We start from the raw sequence: 18954 nt of genomic DNA, 5'->3' as shown, positions 1-18954 counted from the left end.
CGAAATTTATCGGTGGCCCACTTCAGACTGTAATGGGGCGATTCCTTGATCGCTCACTTAATCTAATGGGATAGTTAGTGAGGCCGGAGCAAAAGCTCCGGCCTCCTTATATAAGGGCTCGGCAAAGCCGAGCCACTAAATTTATATCAGCCCCAGAACATATTTGAGAACTGTTCCCGGAGTACATACTCCTAGGGCCGGAATGAGGTCGCTTTCCAACGCATTCCGCAGGGGGCGGCATTATTTTGTAGCGCGAAGCGCGGATCAAAATAATGCCGCATGCCCGAGGACGCGTTGGAAAGCGACCTCATTCCTGCCCGAACAGGTCGGTCTACCTGCGCATTTACAAATTCGTAAACTTTTTTGAAAAAAGTGCTTGCACAGTTCTCGAATCATAGGTTATTATCTTCCTCGTTGAACGCGCGGGTCCAACAAAACGAACCGCGAATCAACAACATAGCATGTCGGAGTGGCGGAATTGGCAGACGCGCTAGCTTGAGGTGCTAGTGACCGCTTTTTGGTCATGCGGGTTCAAGTCCCGCCTCCGACACCATCGCATTTGAGAAGCCTCTTCGGAGGCTTTTTTGTTACCGATAGACGGTGAGGTCCACGATGGAAACGCTTGAACGCAACGAGTGGGCAGACGTTGCCCAACTAGTCGAGATCACGAGCGATGCTGTCATCATCTGCGAGCTCGACGGAACCATTCTGCATGTGAATAATCGCTTACTTGGTTTGATGTGCGAGGAACGCGCCGACGTCATCGGCGGAGATGTTAAAGACGTCCTGTACTCGTCCGCTTTTGAACGTGCGACGGAACATCGTCTGCCATTTGAAACTGATGGCTCCGAGAACGAACTGATGCTCAAGCTGAGTGACGGCTCTTTTATTCCCGTCTTGGTTCGTGCGGGCTCCGTAACGCCTCCACACATCTTTGGGCGCCGCGCACCACGTGTCCTGGTGGCGCTTCACAGTATCGAGGAACAGTATTCTCACGACCGGCAACTCAAGCGTGCGCTTTCGGAGCTTAGAGTGGCGAACAAGCGCCTCTCTGGCACGCTCTCGGTCATTATGAGTACCGTGGGCTCCGATGAGCTGCCCAGCCTACTTGATACCGTTTTGAACCAGCTTGTAGGAACGCTCGATGCTTCGGGTGCCGCTATCTATTTTTCTGAGAGCGGTGGTTTTAAGCTCCGCGGTGTTTCCAAGGAGCTGCTCGACAGCTACCTGCCCGAGTTTTTGCCGTATGGCGCTGGCATTCCGACGTATGTTCTTCGTGAGTCGCGTGCCTGTCGCTTGTCGATTCAACAGGACCTTGAGGGTGATAAGGTCGCCTCCGGTATGTTCATGGATCTGGACAATCGTTCTAAGCACCTGTTGCGCATGCAGGATATGCCTCCGTACCGCAGCGAGATCTGTCTTCCCGTTTTTTACGGTACGCAGATCCTTGGCGTGCTGGAAGTTGGTTGGAAACGCCCTCAGGCACCGCTCGCCTATGACGTTAATGTGCTCGAGGTCATTTGCGATTACCTGTCTATCCAGCTGGTCGGCATGGCATCGAGCCTTCGCTCCCGTCGCACGGCCGAGCTTGGCCGCTCGCTCAATGTCTTGCGTGACGAGTTGTTTACCTTTCTAGACGATTCCGCCGCGGCTACCCAGGCGGTATCGTCCGAGATCTGCAATATGCTCAACTGCCATTTTTGTCCTATTGAGTATGACGCCAGTCTGGATTCCTACGTCATAGATTTTGAAGGCGGCAGTCGCGTTGCTTTGCCGGACGATCCCGAGAAGCTTTTCTTTTCCACGACGGCGCCAGCGGCACGTCTGGGGGCTGGCCCTGATGGCTTTGAGGCATCTGTTTTGGGCGGCACGAGCGCCGAGGACCTTAAACACGTCCGTATAACTCGCGTTGACGAATCGATGCCTATGGGAGGCTGGCTTAGGGCGCATGGCCTGCCTTGCCAGGGTCTCTACGTCGACGCCGGCATCGAGGCGGGGCGCCCGCGCTCTGAGGGCGATGGCAAGCACAGTAACGACGCGATCGTTCCTGCTTCTGTTGCGAAGGGCCCGACGACGCGCGCGCTGCTGCTTCGTGATGGTAGCCAAGAGCCGATTGATGACCTTGAATATGACTACTTGGTGCACTTGGCTCATGACTTTGAACTGATCTATGAAGGCGAATCTCAAAAGCGTGAGGAGCGCCATATCGCTCAGACCCTTCAGATTGGCATGAGAAATTCACTGGGGGATGTTCCGGGAATCGCCGCCGATTCGGTGTACCTGTCGGCCACGAACTCGGCGTTGGTCGGCGGCGATTTCTATACGCTCATCCGTCTTCCCGACGATTGCGCCGTCATGATTCTGGGCGATGTGTCTGGCAAAGGCATTGAGGCTGCATCGATGTCCGCGCTCGTCAAGACGGCCCTGACGGCATATGCCTGGGAGGGCGCTGGGCCGGCCCGCATGGCACGCTCCCTTAACAGCATGCTCATGGGCTTTTCAAGGGTCGAGACGTTCGTGACGGCCTTTATCGCCAAGATTGACCTTAAAGCTGGACGTGCAACGTATTGTTCGGCGGGCCATCCTCCGACCATGGTCATCAGGCCAGAGTCGATGCCGCTGGGTGGCGGCGAGGTTCGTGGGGGAGAGGTTGAGCTGCTTGGATGCCAATCGGGGGTAATCGGTGCCTTTGAGAACATGGTGTACGAGACAGGCGTGTTTACGTTCGCTCCTGGTGACATGCTATTTATGTACACCGACGGAACAATCGAAGCACGTGACCGCTCGGGTGCTTTCTTTGGCGAGCAGCGCCTTCGTGACCTTCTGCTCTCTGTCTCGGGTGAGGGCGTATCGGGAATCTGCGGCAAGGTCTTGGGCGAGCTCGACCGATTTACCGAATCGGCGCTGGACGATGACATTGCATTGGTGTCCCTTGAGTTTTTACGGGGTCGTTCATAGACGGCGCTGGGTGGGCTGAATCCGTACGGTTGGGGAAACGAATGCATCGAGTGGGCTTTTTTGGGGAACCATGGTCGTATGAATGAGTGGAATGACATAGCGGTTTTGACGCCACCAGGCGATATCGACATCGCCACGGTGCCTGCGCTGCGTCGGCGGTTGGATGCTTTGATTGGCCGCGGCGTGCGTCGTGTCGTCATCAACTGCCAGGCTGTTAGCTTTATCGATTCGACGGGCTTGGCATTCCTGCTTACGCGCGCTCGTGAGCTCATGAGGCGAGAAGGCCTGCTTTCGCTCGTCAATGCATCAGGTGAAGTTGTTCGCTTTTTGGAGATTGCCCGTCTTGTCGATATTCTTCATGTCGCGGGGCCGGCACGGGAGTCTATTCCCGCCATTCCGGTGGGGGAGCTGCCTCGCTGGAGTAAGAGCGTCGAGGTCCGTCAGGGTATCGAGAATCTTCCATACTACCGACATCGCATCGCCGAACTCCTTGAATCGCTTCCGTTGCGCCGTGACGAGCGCTACGATGTCGCGTTGGCGTCGGGGGAGGCGCTGGGTAATGCCTATGACCATGCGGGCGGTATCGGGTGCGTCCTGACGGTTCAGGCCTATGGCGATCGCGTTGTGGTTGAGGTGCTTGATCGAGGTGCCGGCTATTCTATCGATGAAACGAGCGAACCGGTCGCATCAGAGGAGCGCGGCCGTGGTATCAAGCTTATGCGTATGCTCGTCGATAACGTGGAGGTTGCTCGTCGTACGGACGGCGTCGGTACGCGCGTGCAGATGGTGAAGCTGTTTAGCGGAGCGCTGGAGTCGTGTGCCTAGCCAATCGCTTTAGCGCGTTTAGCTACTAAGAACATGCGGCAGACAAGTTTTTTGAAAAAAGTACTTGCGTCTTTTGGACAACTCGCGTAAATTAATAACCCGCAAGCGGACATGGCTCAGTTGGTAGAGCACAACCTTGCCAAGGTTGGGGTCGCGGGTTCGAGCCCCGTTGTCCGCTCCATTGCATTTCCGGACCGTTTAGGCGGTCCTTTTTCGGCGAAGTGGCCAAGTGGTAAGGCAGAGGCCTGCAAAGCCTTTACCCCCGGTTCGAATCCGGGCTTCGCCTCCAGGCAACATCCGGGCGCTCCGGCGCCCGTTTTGTTTTACATATGCGGACATGGCTCAGTTGGTAGAGCACAACCTTGCCAAGGTTGGGGTCGCGGGTTCGAGCCCCGTTGTCCGCTCCAAACGCAGCAGCCCGACTACTACGGTAGCCGGGCTTTTTCGTACCCATCGCTTGGACTCGAACCCGAGAGGGAGCGAGCGTTAAGCAAACGCGGAGCGTTTGTAGCGAGCTGGCGAGGACGCCGGCAGGCGGCCGAAGCCGGTGCGGATCCGCGAAGCGAATACGCAGACGCCCCGTTGTCCGCTCCAACTATCTTACGCGGTTCTAGCGAACCGCGTTTTTTGTTGACGCTGCGCGAGCCTCGGGCACCCCATCTTGCCCCTCAATCGTCGGTCGCGTACATAAAGTACGCTTCCCTCCTCTTTCGCGGCAACTTGGGGCACCCGGAGCCCGCTCGCTGTCGTGGCCGGAGGAGTGGGCCTTCCGTTCTTTTCACTGATCGATCGATTCGTCCCAGGAGACTCGAACCCGAGAGGGAGCGAGCGTTTGGGGCGTGGCTGTGGCGTTGTTTGCCGCGAATGTCCGCTTTGGGCGTATCATCGTGGGCATCTCGCAAAACCTCGTTGCAAGGGAGACTCATCCCATGGCTACAGAAAAGTCCTCGTCGCGCCCATGGATGTCCGATGCCGCGATCTATCAGATCTATCCGCGCTCGTTTAAGGATTCGACTGGTTCGGGTCTGGGCGATATCGCGGGCATTACCCAGCAGATGGACTATCTTGAGCAGCTGGGCATCGAGGCCATCTGGCTGAGCCCGTTTTACCCATCGCCTCTTGTCGATGGCGGCTATGATGTGGCGGACTACTGCGATGTCGACCCACGTCTCGGCTCGCTTGACGACTTCGATGACATGATCGCTGCGGCTCATGCGCACGGCATCAAGGTCATCGTCGACATCGTGCCCAACCATTCGTCCAACCAGCACCCCTGGTTCAAAGCCGCTCTTGCCGCCGGCCCCGGATCACCCGAGCGCGCCCGTTATATCTTCCGCGATGGTCGCGGCGAGCACGGCGAGCTGCCTCCCACCAATTGGAATGCCAACTTTGGCGGCCCCGCCTGGACGCGCGTCGCGGACGGTCAGTGGTATCTGCACATGTTTACGCCCGAGCAGCCGGACTTTGACTGGTCGTGTCCCGAGGTTCATGCGTTCTTTTGCGACGTCCTGGCGTTTTGGAGCGATCGAGGCGTCGATGGCTTTCGCATTGATGTGGCGCACGGTCTCGCCAAGGATCTCGACCGCGATGACCTCGACCAGTGGCATCTCGCCGAGGGCGATGACATGGTTGAGGACGGCACCCATCCGCTGTGGGACCGCAACGAGGTCCATGAGATCTATCGCGAGTGGCGCCGCGTGTTCGACCGTTATGATCCGCCGCGCAGCGCCGTTGCCGAGGCGTGGGTTCTGCCCGAGCGCCAGTATCTCTACGCACGCCCCAGCGAGCTTGGCCAGACATTCAACTTTGAGTTCGCCAAGGCCACTTGGACCTATGATGACATGCACGCTGCAATCGAGAAGGGCTTGAAGGCGGCCATCGAATCCGGTTCCGCCTCGACCTGGGTACTCTCCAACCACGACGTGCCGCGCGTGGCGACACGCTATGCCCTGCCGCAAATCAAGGCGACGCGCTACCATCAGATTGCGCTCGACTGGCTCTTACGCGACGGGTCGTCTTATGACGAGGACCGTGAACTCGGCGAGCGCCGCGCGCGGGCAGCCCTTTTGCTTGAGTTGGCGCTTCCGGGCTCGGCATACGTGTATCAGGGTGAGGAGCTCGGCCTTTTTGAGGTGGCTGACATCCCGTGGGCTGCACTCGAAGATCCCACTGCGACCAATACGCACGGACCGAAGCGCGAGAAGGGGCGCGACGGCTGTCGTGTGCCCCTGCCGTGGGTGGCAGCGGACGATCCCGCGCAGGGCGGATCGTTTGGGTTTTCACCGGCGGACGCCGATGCGGCGCCCCATCTGCCACAGCCTGCATGGTTTTCCGATTACGCTGCCGATAGGGAAGAAGCGGACCCGGCATCGATGCTTGCGTTCTATCGCGACGCCCTCTGGCTGCGGCGCAAGCTGCGCGGGTGCGCCAACGATCTTGCGTGGCTCGATCTTGACGGGTGCACCGGCCTTGCGGATGGTGCCGAGGGCGCTGAGGGCGGCGTCATCGCCTATCGCCGCGACAACGGCTGGGCGTGTGTGACGAACTTCGGTGCAGCACCCGTGGAGCTGCCGGCGGGTAGGGTCCTGCTCACCTCATCACCGCTTGCAGATGGCAGGCTCGCGCAGGACAGCTCTGCCTGGATCATGCTCGCTGAGTTGTAGGGGGCCTCTTGCGGCGAGCTTGCGTTTGCCTACACCTTCCGTGGTGGCTGATGTCTTCGCGAGGTTCGCGAGGGCGTCGCAAAACTTTTCAAAAAAAGTTCTTGCATTTGGGTGGATCATCCCGTATATTAAATCCTCGCAGGCGGACATGGCTCAGTTGGTAGAGCACAACCTTGCCAAGGTTGGGGTCGCGGGTTCGAGCCCCGTTGTCCGCTCCATTTGGGCGTTTAGCTCAGGGGGAGAGCGCTTCCCTGACACGGAAGAGGTCAGAAGTTCAAATCTTCTAACGCCCACCAAATGTTCGCAGCCCAGAGGCATCGCCTCTGGGCTATTTTGTTTTACGTCGCCAAATGGGTCGCCAAATACGTCACCAAATATCGAGTTTTTGATCTTCCGGAATGCTTCTCAGTAGTCATCCGAGAAAACTCCCATCTTCTCCGTTTGCATGCACATATCTTTCAAGGATTCGTGCCGCGGTTGCATGGAGCTCGGCAAGGCACGACCGCAACATGTTGGTCAAGCATAATCTTTTGGATTCTTTTGGCGTGAGCGGCTTGGTTTTGGTAGGATTTGTCAGCGGCTTGACTAAGGGGGTTTTATAACTGCCATGCAGGTAGCCGTGTTGGTAACGTTTTACCGACTTGTCAAATACCCCTCATTTTTAATGCGTCTGCAAAATGACCAATTGCTTTGACCTGCTGAAACACTATATGTTGTGTTTGACCTAAAAAAAGAATACAGGATATAGATGCTTCTTTGTCGTATGATAGATGGCGGACAGAGAACGAAGACCTTAACTGCCTCTTTTGAACGTGTCCTTGAACCGCTTGATTGGCTCTAGGGAATGTCCGCATGGAGGCTTATGGTTTATCGAGAACACAGATTGCGCGACGGCGCCGCAAGGCAGGGGCAGGCCCTGCCGGGCATCGTTTGGCTCTGAAGCGCAATGAGGCTACGACGCGAAAGAGGCAAGAGGATGAAGATCATCAAGCGCAGCGGCACCGAGGTTGTCTTTGACATCGATAAGATCGTCAATGCCATCCGCGCCGCAAACTTGGAGGTCGAGGAGAGCTCTCGTCTTACCGACCGCCAGGTGGTTTATGCGGCGCAAAACGTCGCCGAGGCATGCGAGAACGCGGGCCACACCGTTTCGGTCGAGGAGATCCAGGATTTGGTCGAGGACGAGATCATGCGTCTCGACTGCTACGAGGTCGCCCGCCACTACATCATCTATCGCTATGTTCAGAGCCTGAAGCGCCAGAAGAACACGACCGACGACAAGATTCTGTCGCTGATCGAGTGCAATAACGAAGAGGTCAAGCAGGAGAACTCTAACAAGAACCCGACCGTCAATTCCGTCCAGCGCGACTATATGGCCGGCGAGATTTCAAAGGATCTGACTCAGCGTGTGCTGCTGCCCCAGGAGATCGTGGATGCCCACAATGAGGGCCTGATCCACTTCCACGATTCTGACTACTTTGCCCAGCACATGCATAACTGCGACCTGGTGAACCTGGAGGACATGCTCCAGAACGGCACCGTTATCTCGGGCACGCTGATCGAGAAGCCGCACAGCTTCTCGACTGCCTGCAACATCGCGACGCAGATTATCGCCCAGGTTGCTTCCTCCCAGTACGGCGGCCAGTCTATTTCACTGACCCATCTCGCCCCGTTTGTTGAGGTGAGCCGTCAAAAGATTCGCGGCGAGGTTGCCCGCGAGCTCGAGGAGCTCGGTGTTTCGGCATCTGCCGAAAAGGTCCGTGAGGTCGTTGAGGACCGTCTGCGTGACGAGATCCGTCGCGGCGTCCAGACGATTCAGTATCAGGTTGTGACCCTTATGACCACAAACGGCCAGGCGCCGTTTGTGACGGTCTTTATGTATCTCAACGAGGCTCGCTCAGCGCAGGAGAAGCACGACCTTGCCATGATCGTGGAGGAGACGCTTCGTCAGCGCTATGAGGGCGTTAAGAACGAAGCCGGTGTGTGGATTACCCCGGCATTCCCCAAGCTTATCTATGTACTCGAGGACGATAATGTTCACGAGAATTCCCCGTACTTCTACCTGACCCAGCTGGCTGCCAAGTGCACCGCCAAGCGCATGGTGCCCGACTACATCTCCGAGAAGAAGATGCGCGAGCTCAAGCTGTCTAAGGGCGAGACCGCTGGCAACGGCGATTGCTACACCTGCATGGGTTGCCGCAGCTTCTTGACGCCCGACCGCTCCGGTAACGGATTTAACAATGTGGCCAACGCGCTGAACTATGACCCGAACAAGCCCAAGTACTATGGTCGCTTTAACCAGGGTGTTGTGACCATCAACCTGCCCGATGTCGCGCTGAGCTCGCATCAGGACATGGACAAGTTCTGGAAGATCTTCGATGAGCGCCTTGAGCTGTGCCATCGTGCCCTGCTGTGCCGTCATGAGCGCCTGATGGGTACGCTTTCGGATGCCGCACCGATTCTTTGGCAGTACGGTGCCCTCGCCCGCCTGAAGAAGGGCGAGACGATCGACAAACTGCTCGTGGGCGGATACTCTACCATCAGCCTGGGCTATGCTGGCCTGTATGAGTGCGTCAAGTACATGACGGGCCACAGCCACACCGAGAAGGAAGGCACGCCGTTTGCCATGGCCGTCATGCAGCGCATGAACGACAAGTGCGCCGAGTGGAAGGCCGAAAGCGATATCGATTTCTCGCTGTACGGTACGCCGTTGGAGTCGACGACCTACAAGTTCGCCAAGTGCCTGCAGCGTCGTTTTGGCATTATTCCGGGCGTGACGGACAAGGGCTACATTACCAACAGCTATCACGTCCACGTGTCCGAGGAGATTGATGCTTTCGACAAGCTTAAGTTTGAGGGCATGTTCCAGCAGCTTTCGCCGGGCGGTGCTATCTCCTACGTTGAGGTTCCCAACATGCAGGACAACCTCAAGGCTGTCATTCGCGTGATGCAGTACATCTACGACAACATCATGTACGCCGAGCTCAACACCAAGAGCGACTACTGCCAGGTGTGCGGCTACGATGGCGAGATCAAGATTGTTGAGGACGATGGCAAGCTGGTGTGGGAGTGCCCCAACTGCGGCAACCGAGACCAGGAGAAGATGAACGTCGCTCGTCGTACGTGCGGCTACATCGGTACCCAGTTCTGGAACCAGGGCCGAACCGAGGAGATCCGCGACCGCGTGCTGCATCTCTAATAACCATCCCAGGCTGCCCCGTAGCGAGGCCCCGGACCTTTACTCGCTATTTCGGACAGTCCTGGCTCACGACGGAGGCGCCACTGGCGCCTCCTGTTCGTGTGGAACTCATATCGAGCAAAGGTCCGGGGCCTCGCTACGGGGCAGCCAAGTTGACGTAGCTGAGATGCAGTACGCGGTCTGCTCACTCCTCGAAGTTCTTAGCGGAAATAATTCGGGCTGCAGCTGCGATTTACTTGCGATGGCGGTTGAGCCGCAACTCAGTTTTTATTAGACCACGAACCCTATACTCGATGTTCGCTTCGTTCATTGAGTTACCCTTTGCATGAGGTCGGGACATATCGTCCCGCCCGCAGTTTCGCAGGCCGCAGGCCGAGAATGTTTGAGGACGGGATGATATGTCCCGGCCTCCCGGGAGAGTTACCTATGAACTACGCGAACATTAAGTATTTCGACATTGCTGATGGAGAAGGCGTCCGCACTTCTCTGTTTGTGAGCGGGTGCCGTCGTGGCTGCAAGAATTGCTTTAACTCCGTCGCGTGGGACTTTGCCGCGGGCGAGCCGTTTGATCGTGCCGTCGAGGACAAGATTATCGAGAGCCTCGATCATCCCTTTATTGACGGCCTGACGATTCTGGGCGGCGAGCCTATGGAGCCCGAGAATCAGGCGGGACTCGTTGATTTTGTCGAGCGTGTTCGCGCGGCCTATCCAGCGGGGTCGGGGAAGACTATTTGGTGCTTCACCGGCGATGTGCTCGAGGAGCTTATGCCGGGAGGCCGCCACCATACCGAGGTCACGGACCGTATCCTTGCCTGTCTCGACATGTTGGTGGATGGCCCGTTTGTTCAGGATCTGTATGATATCTCATTGCGTTTTAGGGGCTCGAGTAACCAGCGCGTGATCGATATGAACGCTACGCGCGCCCGTGCTGAGCGTGAGGGCGTTGCGCTTTGTGATGCGGTTGAACTTTGGCGTGATGATCCGGTCTATTCGACCCATACTATGTAGCTTGTGGTCGATGCCGAAGGGCGTGGTACCATAGCGCGAACGTGAAATCGGAAAAGTGAGGCCCAGATGGTCGATCAGGAAAAAGTCGAGGCCGCCATTGAGCTGTTGCTTGAGGGCATAGGCGAGGATCCAGCTCGTGAGGGCCTGCTGGAGACCCCGGCGCGCGTTGCCCGTATGTATGGTGAGATTGCCGGCGGTATGGACCAGAGTGCCGAGGAACACCTGTCCAAAACCTTTGCCGTCGCTTCGAACGATTTGGTTATCGAGCGCGACATCACGTTCTACTCGCTGTGCGAACATCATCTGCTGCCGTTTTATGGCAAGGCCGCCATTGGTTATATCCCTAACGGTCGGGTGGCTGGGCTTTCCAAGCTCGCCCGCACGGTTGAGGTTTATGCCCGCCGTCTTCAGCTGCAGGAGCAACTGTGCGCACAGGTTGCCGATGCCCTCATGGATTATCTCGCTCCCCAGGGAGCGATTGTGTTGATGGAGGCCGAGCATATGTGCATGACGATGCGTGGCGTGCAAAAGCCCGGCACCAAGACCGTGACGCTTGCTCGCCGCGGCGTCTTTGAGACCGATCCCGCGCTCGAGGAGCGTTTCTTTAGGATGCTGGGCCGCTAACCATGAGAGTCGTCAACGACTTTACATCGAAGACCGATGAGGGGACGTCGCGTCGCGGCTTTATGGCTTCGGGCCTGGCCCCCTTTGGTGCCATGCCTCGCATTGATTACATTTGTGCCAACGGGCTGTTCCGGCGGCACCTGGGCAACATCGTACAGTTGGAATCGGGGCGCATCTTCTGCCGCCACGGTATTGACCATCTGCTGGATGTCGCGCGCATTATGTGGATTAAGAATCTTGAGGAACAGCTCGAATTTGACCGCGAGGTCATCTATGCCACGGCACTTCTCCACGATATCGGCAAAGATGAACAGTATGAATCGGGTATATCCCATGATGTTGCAAGCGAACGCGTCGCTGATGCGATTCTCGGCGGCATGCCCGATGACGTGGCGTTTGAGCCGGCCGATGCCGCAGCCATTAAGACGGCCATTCTGGGCCATCGAAAGCTGCGCGTGAACAGCCAACCGCTTGAGCGCCTGCTCTATGCAGCCGACAAAGCGTCGCGCGCCTGCTTTGCATGCCCCGCGCGCAATGCTTGCAACTGGAGCGATGATAAAAAGAACCTGTCGATTCGCGTGTAGTTAGTTTGCGCGGTCGGGGTTCTAAACGAAGGAGACGATCGCGATGAGTAACAAGAAACTGCCCGAGAATGCAACCAGGACTGAAGGCGCCGAGCTCGCTCGCCGTGGAAGGGGCGAAATATCCACCGCAACGGCGGTACCCCACGTGAGCTATGACGATCTTCGCCATGCCGATCGCATTACTATCGACGGTCTCGAGGTCTTTGCCAACCACGGCGTGTATCCCGAAGAGAACGCGCTGGGCCAGAAGTTCATCGTGTCCCTGGTGCTCTATGCCGACCTGCGCGCAGCGGGGGAGCACGATAACCTGGACGCCTCGATTGACTATGGCACGGTGTGCCACGATGTCGATGGCTATCTGCGCGAGCACACGTTTAAGCTCATCGAGGCTGCAGCCGAGGGTGTGGCCCAGATGCTGCTGCGTCGTTACCCCCTGCTGCTTGGTGTGCGCGTTAAGCTCGATAAGCCTTGGGCGCCCGTCGGTCTTCCCCTGGCAAGCTGCGGCGTCGAGATCGAGCGCGTGCGCTAACCGGCCCTACAGCTCGTTGGCAGGCGGTTTTTTGAGCCGCTGCGACAGAGCTCTATTGTCGGGGCAGTACGTGTCGAGCAGGGCGTGGAACCGCTGGTTGTGGCTTGGCTCGAGCAAGTGAACGAGCTCGTGGGCGACAACCATGTCGAGGCATTCGACGGGGTAGGCGGCGAGCTCGCGCGCGATGCGAATGGCGCCGGTTTTGGGCGTGCAGGAACCCCAACGCGTTTTCATACTGCGCACGGAGACGCGGGCCACGGTGACGCCCATTGCGATTTCGTACGCGTGCACGATGTCGCGTAGCGCTGCGGTGACCTCGGATGCATAGAGTTGGTCGATGCGGGTCTGGAGTTCTTTGGGCGTTAGGCCGTCAAGGGCTGTGCACTGCTTTGCCTGCGCGCGCCCACTTGGCTCGTCGGCACCCATAAAACTTGCGAAGGTGGCCTGCTTGGGCCGCGGTGCGGGTGATGCAAAGTTGTGATCGAGTGCATCCTGTACCGTGATGGGCTTGCCCCAAAGTGCAATGATGGACGAGGGGCTGAGCGGCTCTCGCGCCGTTGCCTGACGTTGCTCGCGCTGGGCAAGTCGGCTGATAATCCAGGCACTGTTGCGCTTCACAAACGCTTCGATACGCTCGCGGCTGGCGCCGAGCGGTGCGCTGGCGTGGACCTCACCGCTCGATGTGACACGTAGGTTGAAGTTCTTGACGCGCTTTTTGGTAACGACGACGGGGATGGGTGTCCCATCCGGTCGGGATACGGAAAACGTAAACTGCTGCGTCAAAAGCGGTCCTTCAGATTGGGGACGGGCCGGCATGTCGACCGTTCGGCATGCCGGCCTGCTCAAGGGATGTGAAATTAATAACGCTCAAAGAAGGCAAGCGCGTTGTCGCTGCAGAGCTTCTGCATCACGGTCTTGCCGAAGTGCTTGGAGAGCATGTTCTGGAACTCGGGCATCTTGCTGGCATCGGAGAGGAAGGCGGGCACAGTTGCGCCGTCCCAGTCGCCGCCGAGCGCGATGACGTCCTCGCCACCCAGGTCGAGCCAGTGCTCGATATGTGCCGCTAGCTGGTCGAAGGTGACGTCTGCGGCGGTTTTGTCGGTTGCGTCGTTGGAAAGGAACTCGCTGCAGTAGTTGAGGCCGACGATGCCACCCATGTCGCGAATGGTACAGAACTGGTCGTCGGTGAGGTTGCGTTTGACGCCGCAAACCGCACGGGAGTTGGAGTGACTGGCGACGAAGGGGCGCGTGGCGTGGGCGACAACCTCGTCAAAGCACTCGTCGTTGAGGTGGGAGACGTCGAGTACCATGCCGGCGTGCTCCATCTGCGTAAGTGCCTCGATGCCGGCGGCGGTGAGGCCGGCGTGGGTATCGTGTCCGCTTGCGAGCGGCCCCTGCGCGTTCCAGCTGAGTGACGACATGAGTACGCCCAAGCTCTTGAGCACCTCGATCAGCGCGGGGTCCTCGGCAAAGAACGTGGCGTTTTCGATGGTATGGATGCAGGCGACCTTGCCGTCTTTGAGCGCAGGGCGAATGTCAGCGGCGCTGCGTACGTTGACCATGCTGTCGTGGTTGAGCATTGCCTGGCCGCTCATGTGCGCCATGATCTGCGCCTGGAAGCGCGCGGCGTGAGCGGTGGGAATCTCGTCGGGGACAAACGTGGCGAAGCATTGTGCCCACGGCGTGTTGCCGATCTTTGCGAGCGAGATGGCACAGGCGTTGCCCTCGATGAGGTCGAAATCTTGCGGATGGGTTTCGTCGCCGGGGAAATAACCGTCGGTGCCGGCGGTAAAGCGCAGGTCGAGATCGAGCGTGGCCCAGCCGATGCGGTCGGCGGTGTCGCAATGTAGGTCAAATACGGGATATGCCATAGTTCCTCCGGTTGCAGCGTTTCTTTGCAAACTGTCTTTGAATTGTATGACTAGGGTATAGTTAGCGCCATATGTTCACGGCGGCTTGCGTTTGCGCCGCCCCTATCACGGAGGTTTCCATGTCCAACCAGGGCAAGAAGGTCAAGACCCATTATCGCGGCACGCTCGATGACGGCACGCAGTTCGATAGCTCCTACGATCGCGGCGAGCCGCTGGAGTTCACCTGTGGCGCCGGTCAGATGATCAAGGGCTTCGACGCCGCTGTTGTCGACATGCAGGTGGGCGAGAAGAAGACCGTGCACATTCCTGCTGCCGATGCCTACGGCGAGCACAATCCCGAGATGGTTCTGACCTTCCCGGCCGAGCAGGTTCCCAATATCGAGCAGATCGAGAAGGGCATGAAGCTCTTCCTGTCCACGCCGAGCGGCATGCCCGTCCCCGCCGTGGTCATCGACGTGACGCCCGAGGCCGTGACGCTCGACGCCAATCACGAGCTCGCCGGCAAGGACCTCAACTTTGATATCGAGCTCGTTGAGGTCGAGGGTTAGAGTATGCCTGAACGCTTGGTTTCGACGACATGCTTGGGAAATCTCAACGATCCGTCCTATGAACTCCTGCTTCGCCGGAAGTTAGGCGGCGTCTTTGAAATTGACGAGTTGCTGCTCGATTGGGACCAGGCTGATGTATGCGCGTTTGCGGGCGTGACGGAGCGGGGGCGCACGGTCGATGTTCGGTTGGATGCTGCCGACGGCGGTCGTCTTGCCGACGGCGACGTGCTCGCCATTGACCGTTCGGGCATGGTGCCCGTGGCGGTTGTCGTGCGCCTGCGCAGCGCCGAGGTTTATTTGGTCGAAGTTGACCGCATGGACCCGATTGCGCTCGCGCATGCGTGCTGGGAGATCGGCAATATGCACGCACCGCTTTTCCGAGGCGACTCGGACGAGCATACCGTGCGCATGTATACGCCGGTGCAGCCTGTTTTGGGCCGCATGCTCCGGGGCGTCGAGGGCGTTCGGCTCTCGACGGTTACCCGTGAACTCGATGCGGACCGGCGCTTTGCGTCGAGTGCGGCGGATGCCGTTGTGAGTATGGCTCCAGACTTTACGATCGTAAAGAAGGCGCGCGGCTAACGTGCGTATGAGTAAGACGGACTTTGAGAGGCAACTATTCAAAGCCCGTCTTTCTGTTGATGAGATGCTGTGGGGGAAAGCATATGGGTCTTGAGGGAATCAAGCTGATTGCATGCGATTTGGATGGCACGTTGCTGCATCCGGGGGAGCGCGAGCCGCGTTCCGAGGCCTTTGAGCTCATCGATGAGCTGCATCGTCGCGGTATCGTGTTTATGCCGGCGAGCGGCCGTCAATATGCGAGCTTGCGCTATCTGTTTGCCCCGGTGGCCGATGAGCTCGCCTATGTATGCGAAAACGGAGCCCTGGTGATGAGCGAGGGACGTGCCGTTGTCAAGCGTTCCATGGAGCGTAGCCTTGCTATGGATATCGCGAATGCCGTGGTTGCGTATCCCCATGCCGACGTGACCCTTTCGTGTGAGGGACACCTCTACACCATGAGCGGCAACGATGCGTTCGTCGACCATTTGCGCTATGAGGTCCACTGCGATGTGGCGGTGGTCCACCGTCCCGAGGACATCGACGAGGACGTCATTAAGATTGCCTTCCAGACGCCCGAGGTGGATCAGCCGGCGGCTCTGGAGTATTTCGAGCGCCTCTTTAGCGACCGTGTCGATGTGATGACGTCGGGAACCGAGTGGACGGACTTTATCGGCTTTGATTCGGGTAAGGGTTCCGCGCTTGCCGATTACGGTCGCGCCCTGGGAATTTCGCCTGATGAGATGATGGCGTTTGGCGATAACGAAAACGACCGCGACATGCTCAACGTAGTGGGCCATCCCTATCTAATGGAGAGCTGCAATCCCTCTATGCGTGGCATCAACGACCGCGTCCGCTACGTGCGCACGGTCGAAGAAGAACTGCGTCGTCTACTTGCTAAGTAGGCATGCCCCAAACATCTACCGGCAGTCGGGGCAGAGTCCCTCAAAGATGGTGTAGTGCGAGCTGACGCTCCATCCGATTTGCTCGGACGCCTTGGCGTCGAGCTGGGCATCGAAGGGGAGCGGCACGTCGATGACGCGGCTGCACGAGGTGCAGATGATATGTGCGTGCGGCTCGATGGTGCGATCGAAGCGGCTGCCGCCCGGCGTCTTAATAGAGAGAATCTCCCCTGCGTCGGCTAAGAGATTGAGGTTGCGGTAGACCGTGCCGCGGCTGATCTTGTCATCCTGTTCGCGTACGGCGTTGTAGATTTCGTCGGCGGTGGGATGGCTATAGCTTTGGCGCACGGCATCGAGAACCAGCTTTCGCTGCTTGGTATTCCTTCTTTGCACCGCCATGCGCCTCGCCTCTTTTCTATCAACGGTCGTAGGTAAATGATACCGTATTTAGCACACAATACTAATAACGAGGAATGAAACCGTCTTCATTGGCAAGTGGGGCTCGGGACTGGGCGTCTACGAGGCGAAAACGCGTTCCCATGCGCTCATAGGAGGCATGAAGCGCCTCGAGATGAGACAGGATGTTTGCCGGCGTGCCTTGTAGCTCCATCTCAACCGAGCCGTCTTCCATATTGCGCACCCAGCCGGTGAGGGAGCGCGTCTGTGCGAGGTTGGTGTTGGTGAAGCGGAAACCGACGCCCTGGACCTGCCCTTCCCACCGCAGGAAATAGCGCTGCGGGGCGTCTTGAGTGGCCTCGTCACTTGCGAGCACGGTGAGCCTACGGCGCAGCTCGAGCTCGACGCCAGAAGGCTTTTGGGGTTCGCGGCTGCCGCTGGCGACGCCCGAGAAAAGCTTGTCGAAAAAACCCATCGCTAGGCCTGCTTGCCTGCGTCGGCCGGGAAGGCGATACCCGCCTGCTGACGCACGGCATCCATGATACGCAGCGACACGAGCGTGACATCGCGGTAGTGGCCAAGCTCGTGGCGTCCCGCTGGGGTCTCCCAAATCTCTTCCTTAACGTTATCGATGCCGCCGATAGCGGTGATAAAGTCTGCGAGTTCGTATTCCATAGTGTTGCACGATTTGGGCAGGTCGAGCACGCGGCCGTTGTCGCCCTGTTCACGCGGTGCCTCGGTCGCCGAGCCGCGTACGACATCGCCGCGATAGTCGATGCGTACGTTGCGGGGCGTGGACAGATGATCAATCTGGATGGTGCCGCGCTCACCTTCGATTTGCGAGGGCAGCAGATCGTTGGTGATCTTGGAATGCGCAAGCTCGACGGAAATGCGGCCACCGCCGTAGCTGGCGAGGATGGAGCCGCAGCCGTCGATGGGGCCGTGCGTGAGCTCTTGCGTTGAGGGATCGAGCAGCGTGGTCATGCTGGTGAGACCGGAGGGCATGCCGAAGATCTCGACCATGGGCTCGACGGTGTAGACGCCGATATCCATGAGGGAACCCGATGCCATGTGGCAGTCGAAGATATTGGTGGCGCGCCCCGCGAGAACCTCGTTGTAGCGCGAAGAATACTTGCCAAAGCGCAATGAGGCGCGGCGGATGGGGGCGATCTCGCCCAGGGCGTCCTCGACGGCGTGGAAAGCAGGGTCATGGAGCGGGCGCATGGCCTCGAGGGCTACGACGCCCGCCGCCTCGGCTGCGCGAAAGACCTCGAGCGCTTGCGCCTCGGTGGCACAAAAAGGCTTTTCGACGATAACGTGCTTGCCGCCGGCGATACAGGCGAGCGCCTGCTCGTAGTGGAGCGCATTGGGGCTGCCGATGTAGACGGCGTCGACGTCGTCGGCGGACGCAAGCTCGTCAAGTGCGGTGAAGTTACGCTCGCCGCCATGCTTAGTGGTGAAGGCGGCGCCGCGATCTGCATCGCGCGAGAGCGTGCCCACAAACGCGGCTTGGTCATTGGCGTTGACGACTTGGATAAAGTCGTCGGTAATCATGGATGTGCCGATGGTCGCTATGCGCAGCATGTATCCCCCTCGTGCCGTTCGGTTTACAGGATGAGTGTAGCGCGAGGAGGCAGGAAATAGCGTGCGAAAACGCCGTTACAGGTCGCTCTCGTTAAAGCCAGTGTCGATATCGAGGTTGCTGCCGTCGGCCGCCGTGGTGGCAAGTTCGTCGCAGCGCTCGTTGAGCTCATGGCCGGCGTGGCCCTTAACCCAGATGAACTCCACTTTGTGCTTGCTCTTTGCGGTGAGCAGGCGCTCCCACAGATCGCGGTTCTTGACAGGCTGCTTGTTGGCGGTCTTCCAGCCGCGTTTTTTCCAGCCGTCGATCCAGTGCTTGTTAAAGGCGTTGACGACGTACTGCGAATCGGAATGGACTTCGACGTCGCAGGGGCGGTTGAGTGCCTCGAGCGCCACGATGACGGCCATGAGCTCCATGCGGTTGTTGGTGGTCTTGGCGTAGCCGCGCGAAAGCTCGGAGGTAAAGGTCTTGCCGGCGGGGTTGGTGTATTTGAGCACGGCGCCGTAGCCGCCGCGTCCCGGATTTGATCGGGCCGAGCCGTCGGTATAGATGATGACCTTCACGGGCTTCCTTTCGTTGAGTGCGTTTCATGTGAGTGACCATTGTAGCGCCATGCCCGCCGGGGGCTAGCAATCTATGATTTCTGCCCCGTCTTCCGACGGCTAGCCTTGATTATCAACTTTATCCGAACACCTCCCACATTCATC

17 protein-coding genes and 6 tRNA genes are annotated in these 18954 nt (G+C 58.5%); 17 read left to right on the top strand and 6 right to left on the bottom strand.

Annotation, left to right across the window (positions count from 1 at the left end; translation table 11 throughout):
• Nucleotides 1-463: 463 nt before the first annotated feature.
• The 14 genes from DW899_RS09665 (at nucleotide 464) to folB (ending at nucleotide 12390) form a co-directional block, all read left to right on the top strand.
• Nucleotides 464-553, top strand: a tRNA-Leu gene (locus DW899_RS09665).
• A 59-nt stretch (nucleotides 554-612) separates the two neighbouring features.
• Nucleotides 613-2958 (top strand): GAF domain-containing SpoIIE family protein phosphatase, encoded by a 2346-nt coding sequence (locus DW899_RS09660; RefSeq protein ID WP_117800890.1) that lies wholly within the window; start codon nucleotides 613-615, stop codon nucleotides 2956-2958.
• 78 nt (nucleotides 2959-3036) lie between these two features.
• Complete coding sequence (locus DW899_RS09655; RefSeq protein WP_117800887.1) at nucleotides 3037-3783, top strand: anti-sigma factor antagonist; 747 nt, start codon at nucleotides 3037-3039, stop codon at nucleotides 3781-3783.
• A gap of 105 nt (nucleotides 3784-3888) precedes the next feature.
• A tRNA-Gly gene (locus DW899_RS09650) sits at nucleotides 3889-3964 on the top strand.
• A 34-nt stretch (nucleotides 3965-3998) separates the two neighbouring features.
• Nucleotides 3999-4072 (top strand) — tRNA-Cys (locus DW899_RS09645).
• A gap of 42 nt (nucleotides 4073-4114) precedes the next feature.
• Nucleotides 4115-4190: transfer RNA gene (locus DW899_RS09640), tRNA-Gly, on the top strand.
• A 522-nt stretch (nucleotides 4191-4712) separates the two neighbouring features.
• Nucleotides 4713-6446, top strand: a complete 1734-nt coding sequence (locus tag DW899_RS09635) for a glycoside hydrolase family 13 protein (RefSeq protein ID WP_233539961.1) — start codon at nucleotides 4713-4715, stop codon at nucleotides 6444-6446.
• Nucleotides 6447-6588: 142 nt separating this feature from the next.
• Nucleotides 6589-6664: transfer RNA gene (locus tag DW899_RS09630), tRNA-Gly, on the top strand.
• Between the two features lie 3 nt (nucleotides 6665-6667).
• Nucleotides 6668-6742 (top strand) — tRNA-Val (locus DW899_RS09625).
• Nucleotides 6743-7422: 680 nt separating this feature from the next.
• On the top strand, nucleotides 7423-9645 hold the full coding sequence (gene nrdD / locus DW899_RS09620; protein WP_117564449.1) for an anaerobic ribonucleoside-triphosphate reductase: 2223 nt from the start codon (nucleotides 7423-7425) through the stop codon (nucleotides 9643-9645).
• A gap of 426 nt (nucleotides 9646-10071) precedes the next feature.
• A complete protein-coding gene (gene nrdG / locus DW899_RS09615) occupies nucleotides 10072-10653 on the top strand; it encodes an anaerobic ribonucleoside-triphosphate reductase activating protein (RefSeq protein WP_117735798.1) in 582 nt (193 codons plus the stop codon).
• 66 nt (nucleotides 10654-10719) lie between these two features.
• Nucleotides 10720-11277, top strand: coding sequence for a GTP cyclohydrolase I FolE (gene folE, locus DW899_RS09610; protein WP_117800884.1), 558 nt, complete (start codon nucleotides 10720-10722; stop codon nucleotides 11275-11277).
• A gap of 2 nt (nucleotides 11278-11279) precedes the next feature.
• Complete coding sequence (locus DW899_RS09605; protein ID WP_172622418.1) at nucleotides 11280-11861, top strand: HD domain-containing protein; 582 nt, start codon at nucleotides 11280-11282, stop codon at nucleotides 11859-11861.
• Nucleotides 11862-11904: 43 nt separating this feature from the next.
• Nucleotides 11905-12390, top strand: a complete 486-nt coding sequence (gene folB, locus DW899_RS09600) for a dihydroneopterin aldolase (RefSeq protein WP_117800881.1) — start codon at nucleotides 11905-11907, stop codon at nucleotides 12388-12390.
• Nucleotides 12391-12396: 6 nt separating this feature from the next.
• On the opposite strand, the gene DW899_RS09595 is transcribed toward folB, so the two are convergent.
• Together DW899_RS09595 and DW899_RS09590 are read right to left on the bottom strand one after the other, a co-directional pair.
• Complete coding sequence (locus tag DW899_RS09595) at nucleotides 12397-13173, bottom strand: M48 family metallopeptidase (RefSeq protein WP_158566610.1); 777 nt, start codon at nucleotides 13171-13173, stop codon at nucleotides 12397-12399.
• Nucleotides 13174-13247: 74 nt separating this feature from the next.
• The gene (locus DW899_RS09590) at nucleotides 13248-14261 is read right to left on the bottom strand and encodes a dipeptidase (protein ID WP_117800876.1); all 1014 of its coding nucleotides are present in this window, start codon (nucleotides 14259-14261) and stop codon (nucleotides 13248-13250) included.
• 119 nt (nucleotides 14262-14380) lie between these two features.
• Here DW899_RS09590 and DW899_RS09585 point away from each other — a divergent pair, with 119 nt between their 5' ends.
• The 3 genes from DW899_RS09585 to DW899_RS09575 all read left to right on the top strand — a co-directional run bounded on the left by DW899_RS09585 (nucleotide 14381) and on the right by DW899_RS09575 (nucleotide 16272).
• On the top strand, nucleotides 14381-14809 hold the full coding sequence (locus DW899_RS09585) for a peptidylprolyl isomerase (protein WP_035138874.1): 429 nt from the start codon (nucleotides 14381-14383) through the stop codon (nucleotides 14807-14809).
• Between the two features lie 3 nt (nucleotides 14810-14812).
• A complete protein-coding gene (locus tag DW899_RS09580) occupies nucleotides 14813-15391 on the top strand; it encodes an urease accessory protein UreE (protein WP_117637455.1) in 579 nt (192 codons plus the stop codon).
• 83 nt (nucleotides 15392-15474) lie between these two features.
• Nucleotides 15475-16272 (top strand): HAD-IIB family hydrolase, encoded by a 798-nt coding sequence (locus tag DW899_RS09575; RefSeq protein ID WP_158566609.1) that lies wholly within the window; start codon nucleotides 15475-15477, stop codon nucleotides 16270-16272.
• A gap of 15 nt (nucleotides 16273-16287) precedes the next feature.
• Here DW899_RS09575 and DW899_RS09570 read toward each other — a convergent pair whose 3' ends face one another.
• The 4 genes from DW899_RS09570 to rnhA form a co-directional block, all read right to left on the bottom strand.
• Entirely contained in the window at nucleotides 16288-16668 is a 381-nt protein-coding gene (locus tag DW899_RS09570; RefSeq protein WP_199570313.1) for a Fur family transcriptional regulator, read from the bottom strand.
• A gap of 61 nt (nucleotides 16669-16729) precedes the next feature.
• Nucleotides 16730-17140 carry an acylphosphatase gene (locus DW899_RS09565; RefSeq protein ID WP_117800871.1) on the bottom strand — a complete coding sequence of 137 codons (411 nt, stop codon included), beginning with the start codon at nucleotides 17138-17140 and terminating at the stop codon, nucleotides 16730-16732.
• A 2-nt stretch (nucleotides 17141-17142) separates the two neighbouring features.
• Complete coding sequence (locus DW899_RS09560) at nucleotides 17143-18249, bottom strand: Gfo/Idh/MocA family protein (protein ID WP_117800868.1); 1107 nt, start codon at nucleotides 18247-18249, stop codon at nucleotides 17143-17145.
• A gap of 75 nt (nucleotides 18250-18324) precedes the next feature.
• On the bottom strand, nucleotides 18325-18810 hold the full coding sequence (rnhA, locus tag DW899_RS09555; protein ID WP_117800865.1) for a ribonuclease HI: 486 nt from the start codon (nucleotides 18808-18810) through the stop codon (nucleotides 18325-18327).
• Between the last annotated feature and the right edge of the window lie 144 nt (nucleotides 18811-18954).

It is taken from the genome of Collinsella sp. AM41-2BH (assembly GCF_003468085.1).
Classification (GTDB): domain Bacteria; phylum Actinomycetota; class Coriobacteriia; order Coriobacteriales; family Coriobacteriaceae; genus Collinsella.
Note: the sequence above shows the minus strand (reverse complement) of the source record. Positions and strands in the feature narration are given on the sequence as shown.

Coding starts and splice junctions, on each gene's coding strand:
- DW899_RS09660 (WP_117800890.1), top strand. CDS start 613: ATGGAAACGCTTGAACGCAACGAGTGGGCAGACGTTGCCCAACTAGTC.
- DW899_RS09655 (WP_117800887.1), top strand. CDS start 3,037: ATGAATGAGTGGAATGACATAGCGGTTTTGACGCCACCAGGCGATATC.
- DW899_RS09635 (WP_233539961.1), top strand. CDS start 4,713: ATGGCTACAGAAAAGTCCTCGTCGCGCCCATGGATGTCCGATGCCGCG.
- nrdD (WP_117564449.1), top strand. CDS start 7,423: ATGAAGATCATCAAGCGCAGCGGCACCGAGGTTGTCTTTGACATCGAT.
- nrdG (WP_117735798.1), top strand. CDS start 10,072: ATGAACTACGCGAACATTAAGTATTTCGACATTGCTGATGGAGAAGGC.
- folE (WP_117800884.1), top strand. CDS start 10,720: ATGGTCGATCAGGAAAAAGTCGAGGCCGCCATTGAGCTGTTGCTTGAG.
- DW899_RS09605 (WP_172622418.1), top strand. CDS start 11,280: ATGAGAGTCGTCAACGACTTTACATCGAAGACCGATGAGGGGACGTCG.
- folB (WP_117800881.1), top strand. CDS start 11,905: ATGAGTAACAAGAAACTGCCCGAGAATGCAACCAGGACTGAAGGCGCC.
- DW899_RS09590 (WP_117800876.1), bottom strand. CDS start 14,261: ATGGCATATCCCGTATTTGACCTACATTGCGACACCGCCGACCGCATC.
- DW899_RS09585 (WP_035138874.1), top strand. CDS start 14,381: ATGTCCAACCAGGGCAAGAAGGTCAAGACCCATTATCGCGGCACGCTC.
- DW899_RS09580 (WP_117637455.1), top strand. CDS start 14,813: ATGCCTGAACGCTTGGTTTCGACGACATGCTTGGGAAATCTCAACGAT.
- DW899_RS09575 (WP_158566609.1), top strand. CDS start 15,475: ATGGGTCTTGAGGGAATCAAGCTGATTGCATGCGATTTGGATGGCACG.
- DW899_RS09570 (WP_199570313.1), bottom strand. CDS start 16,668: ATGGCGGTGCAAAGAAGGAATACCAAGCAGCGAAAGCTGGTTCTCGAT.
- DW899_RS09565 (WP_117800871.1), bottom strand. CDS start 17,140: ATGGGTTTTTTCGACAAGCTTTTCTCGGGCGTCGCCAGCGGCAGCCGC.
- DW899_RS09560 (WP_117800868.1), bottom strand. CDS start 18,249: ATGCTGCGCATAGCGACCATCGGCACATCCATGATTACCGACGACTTT.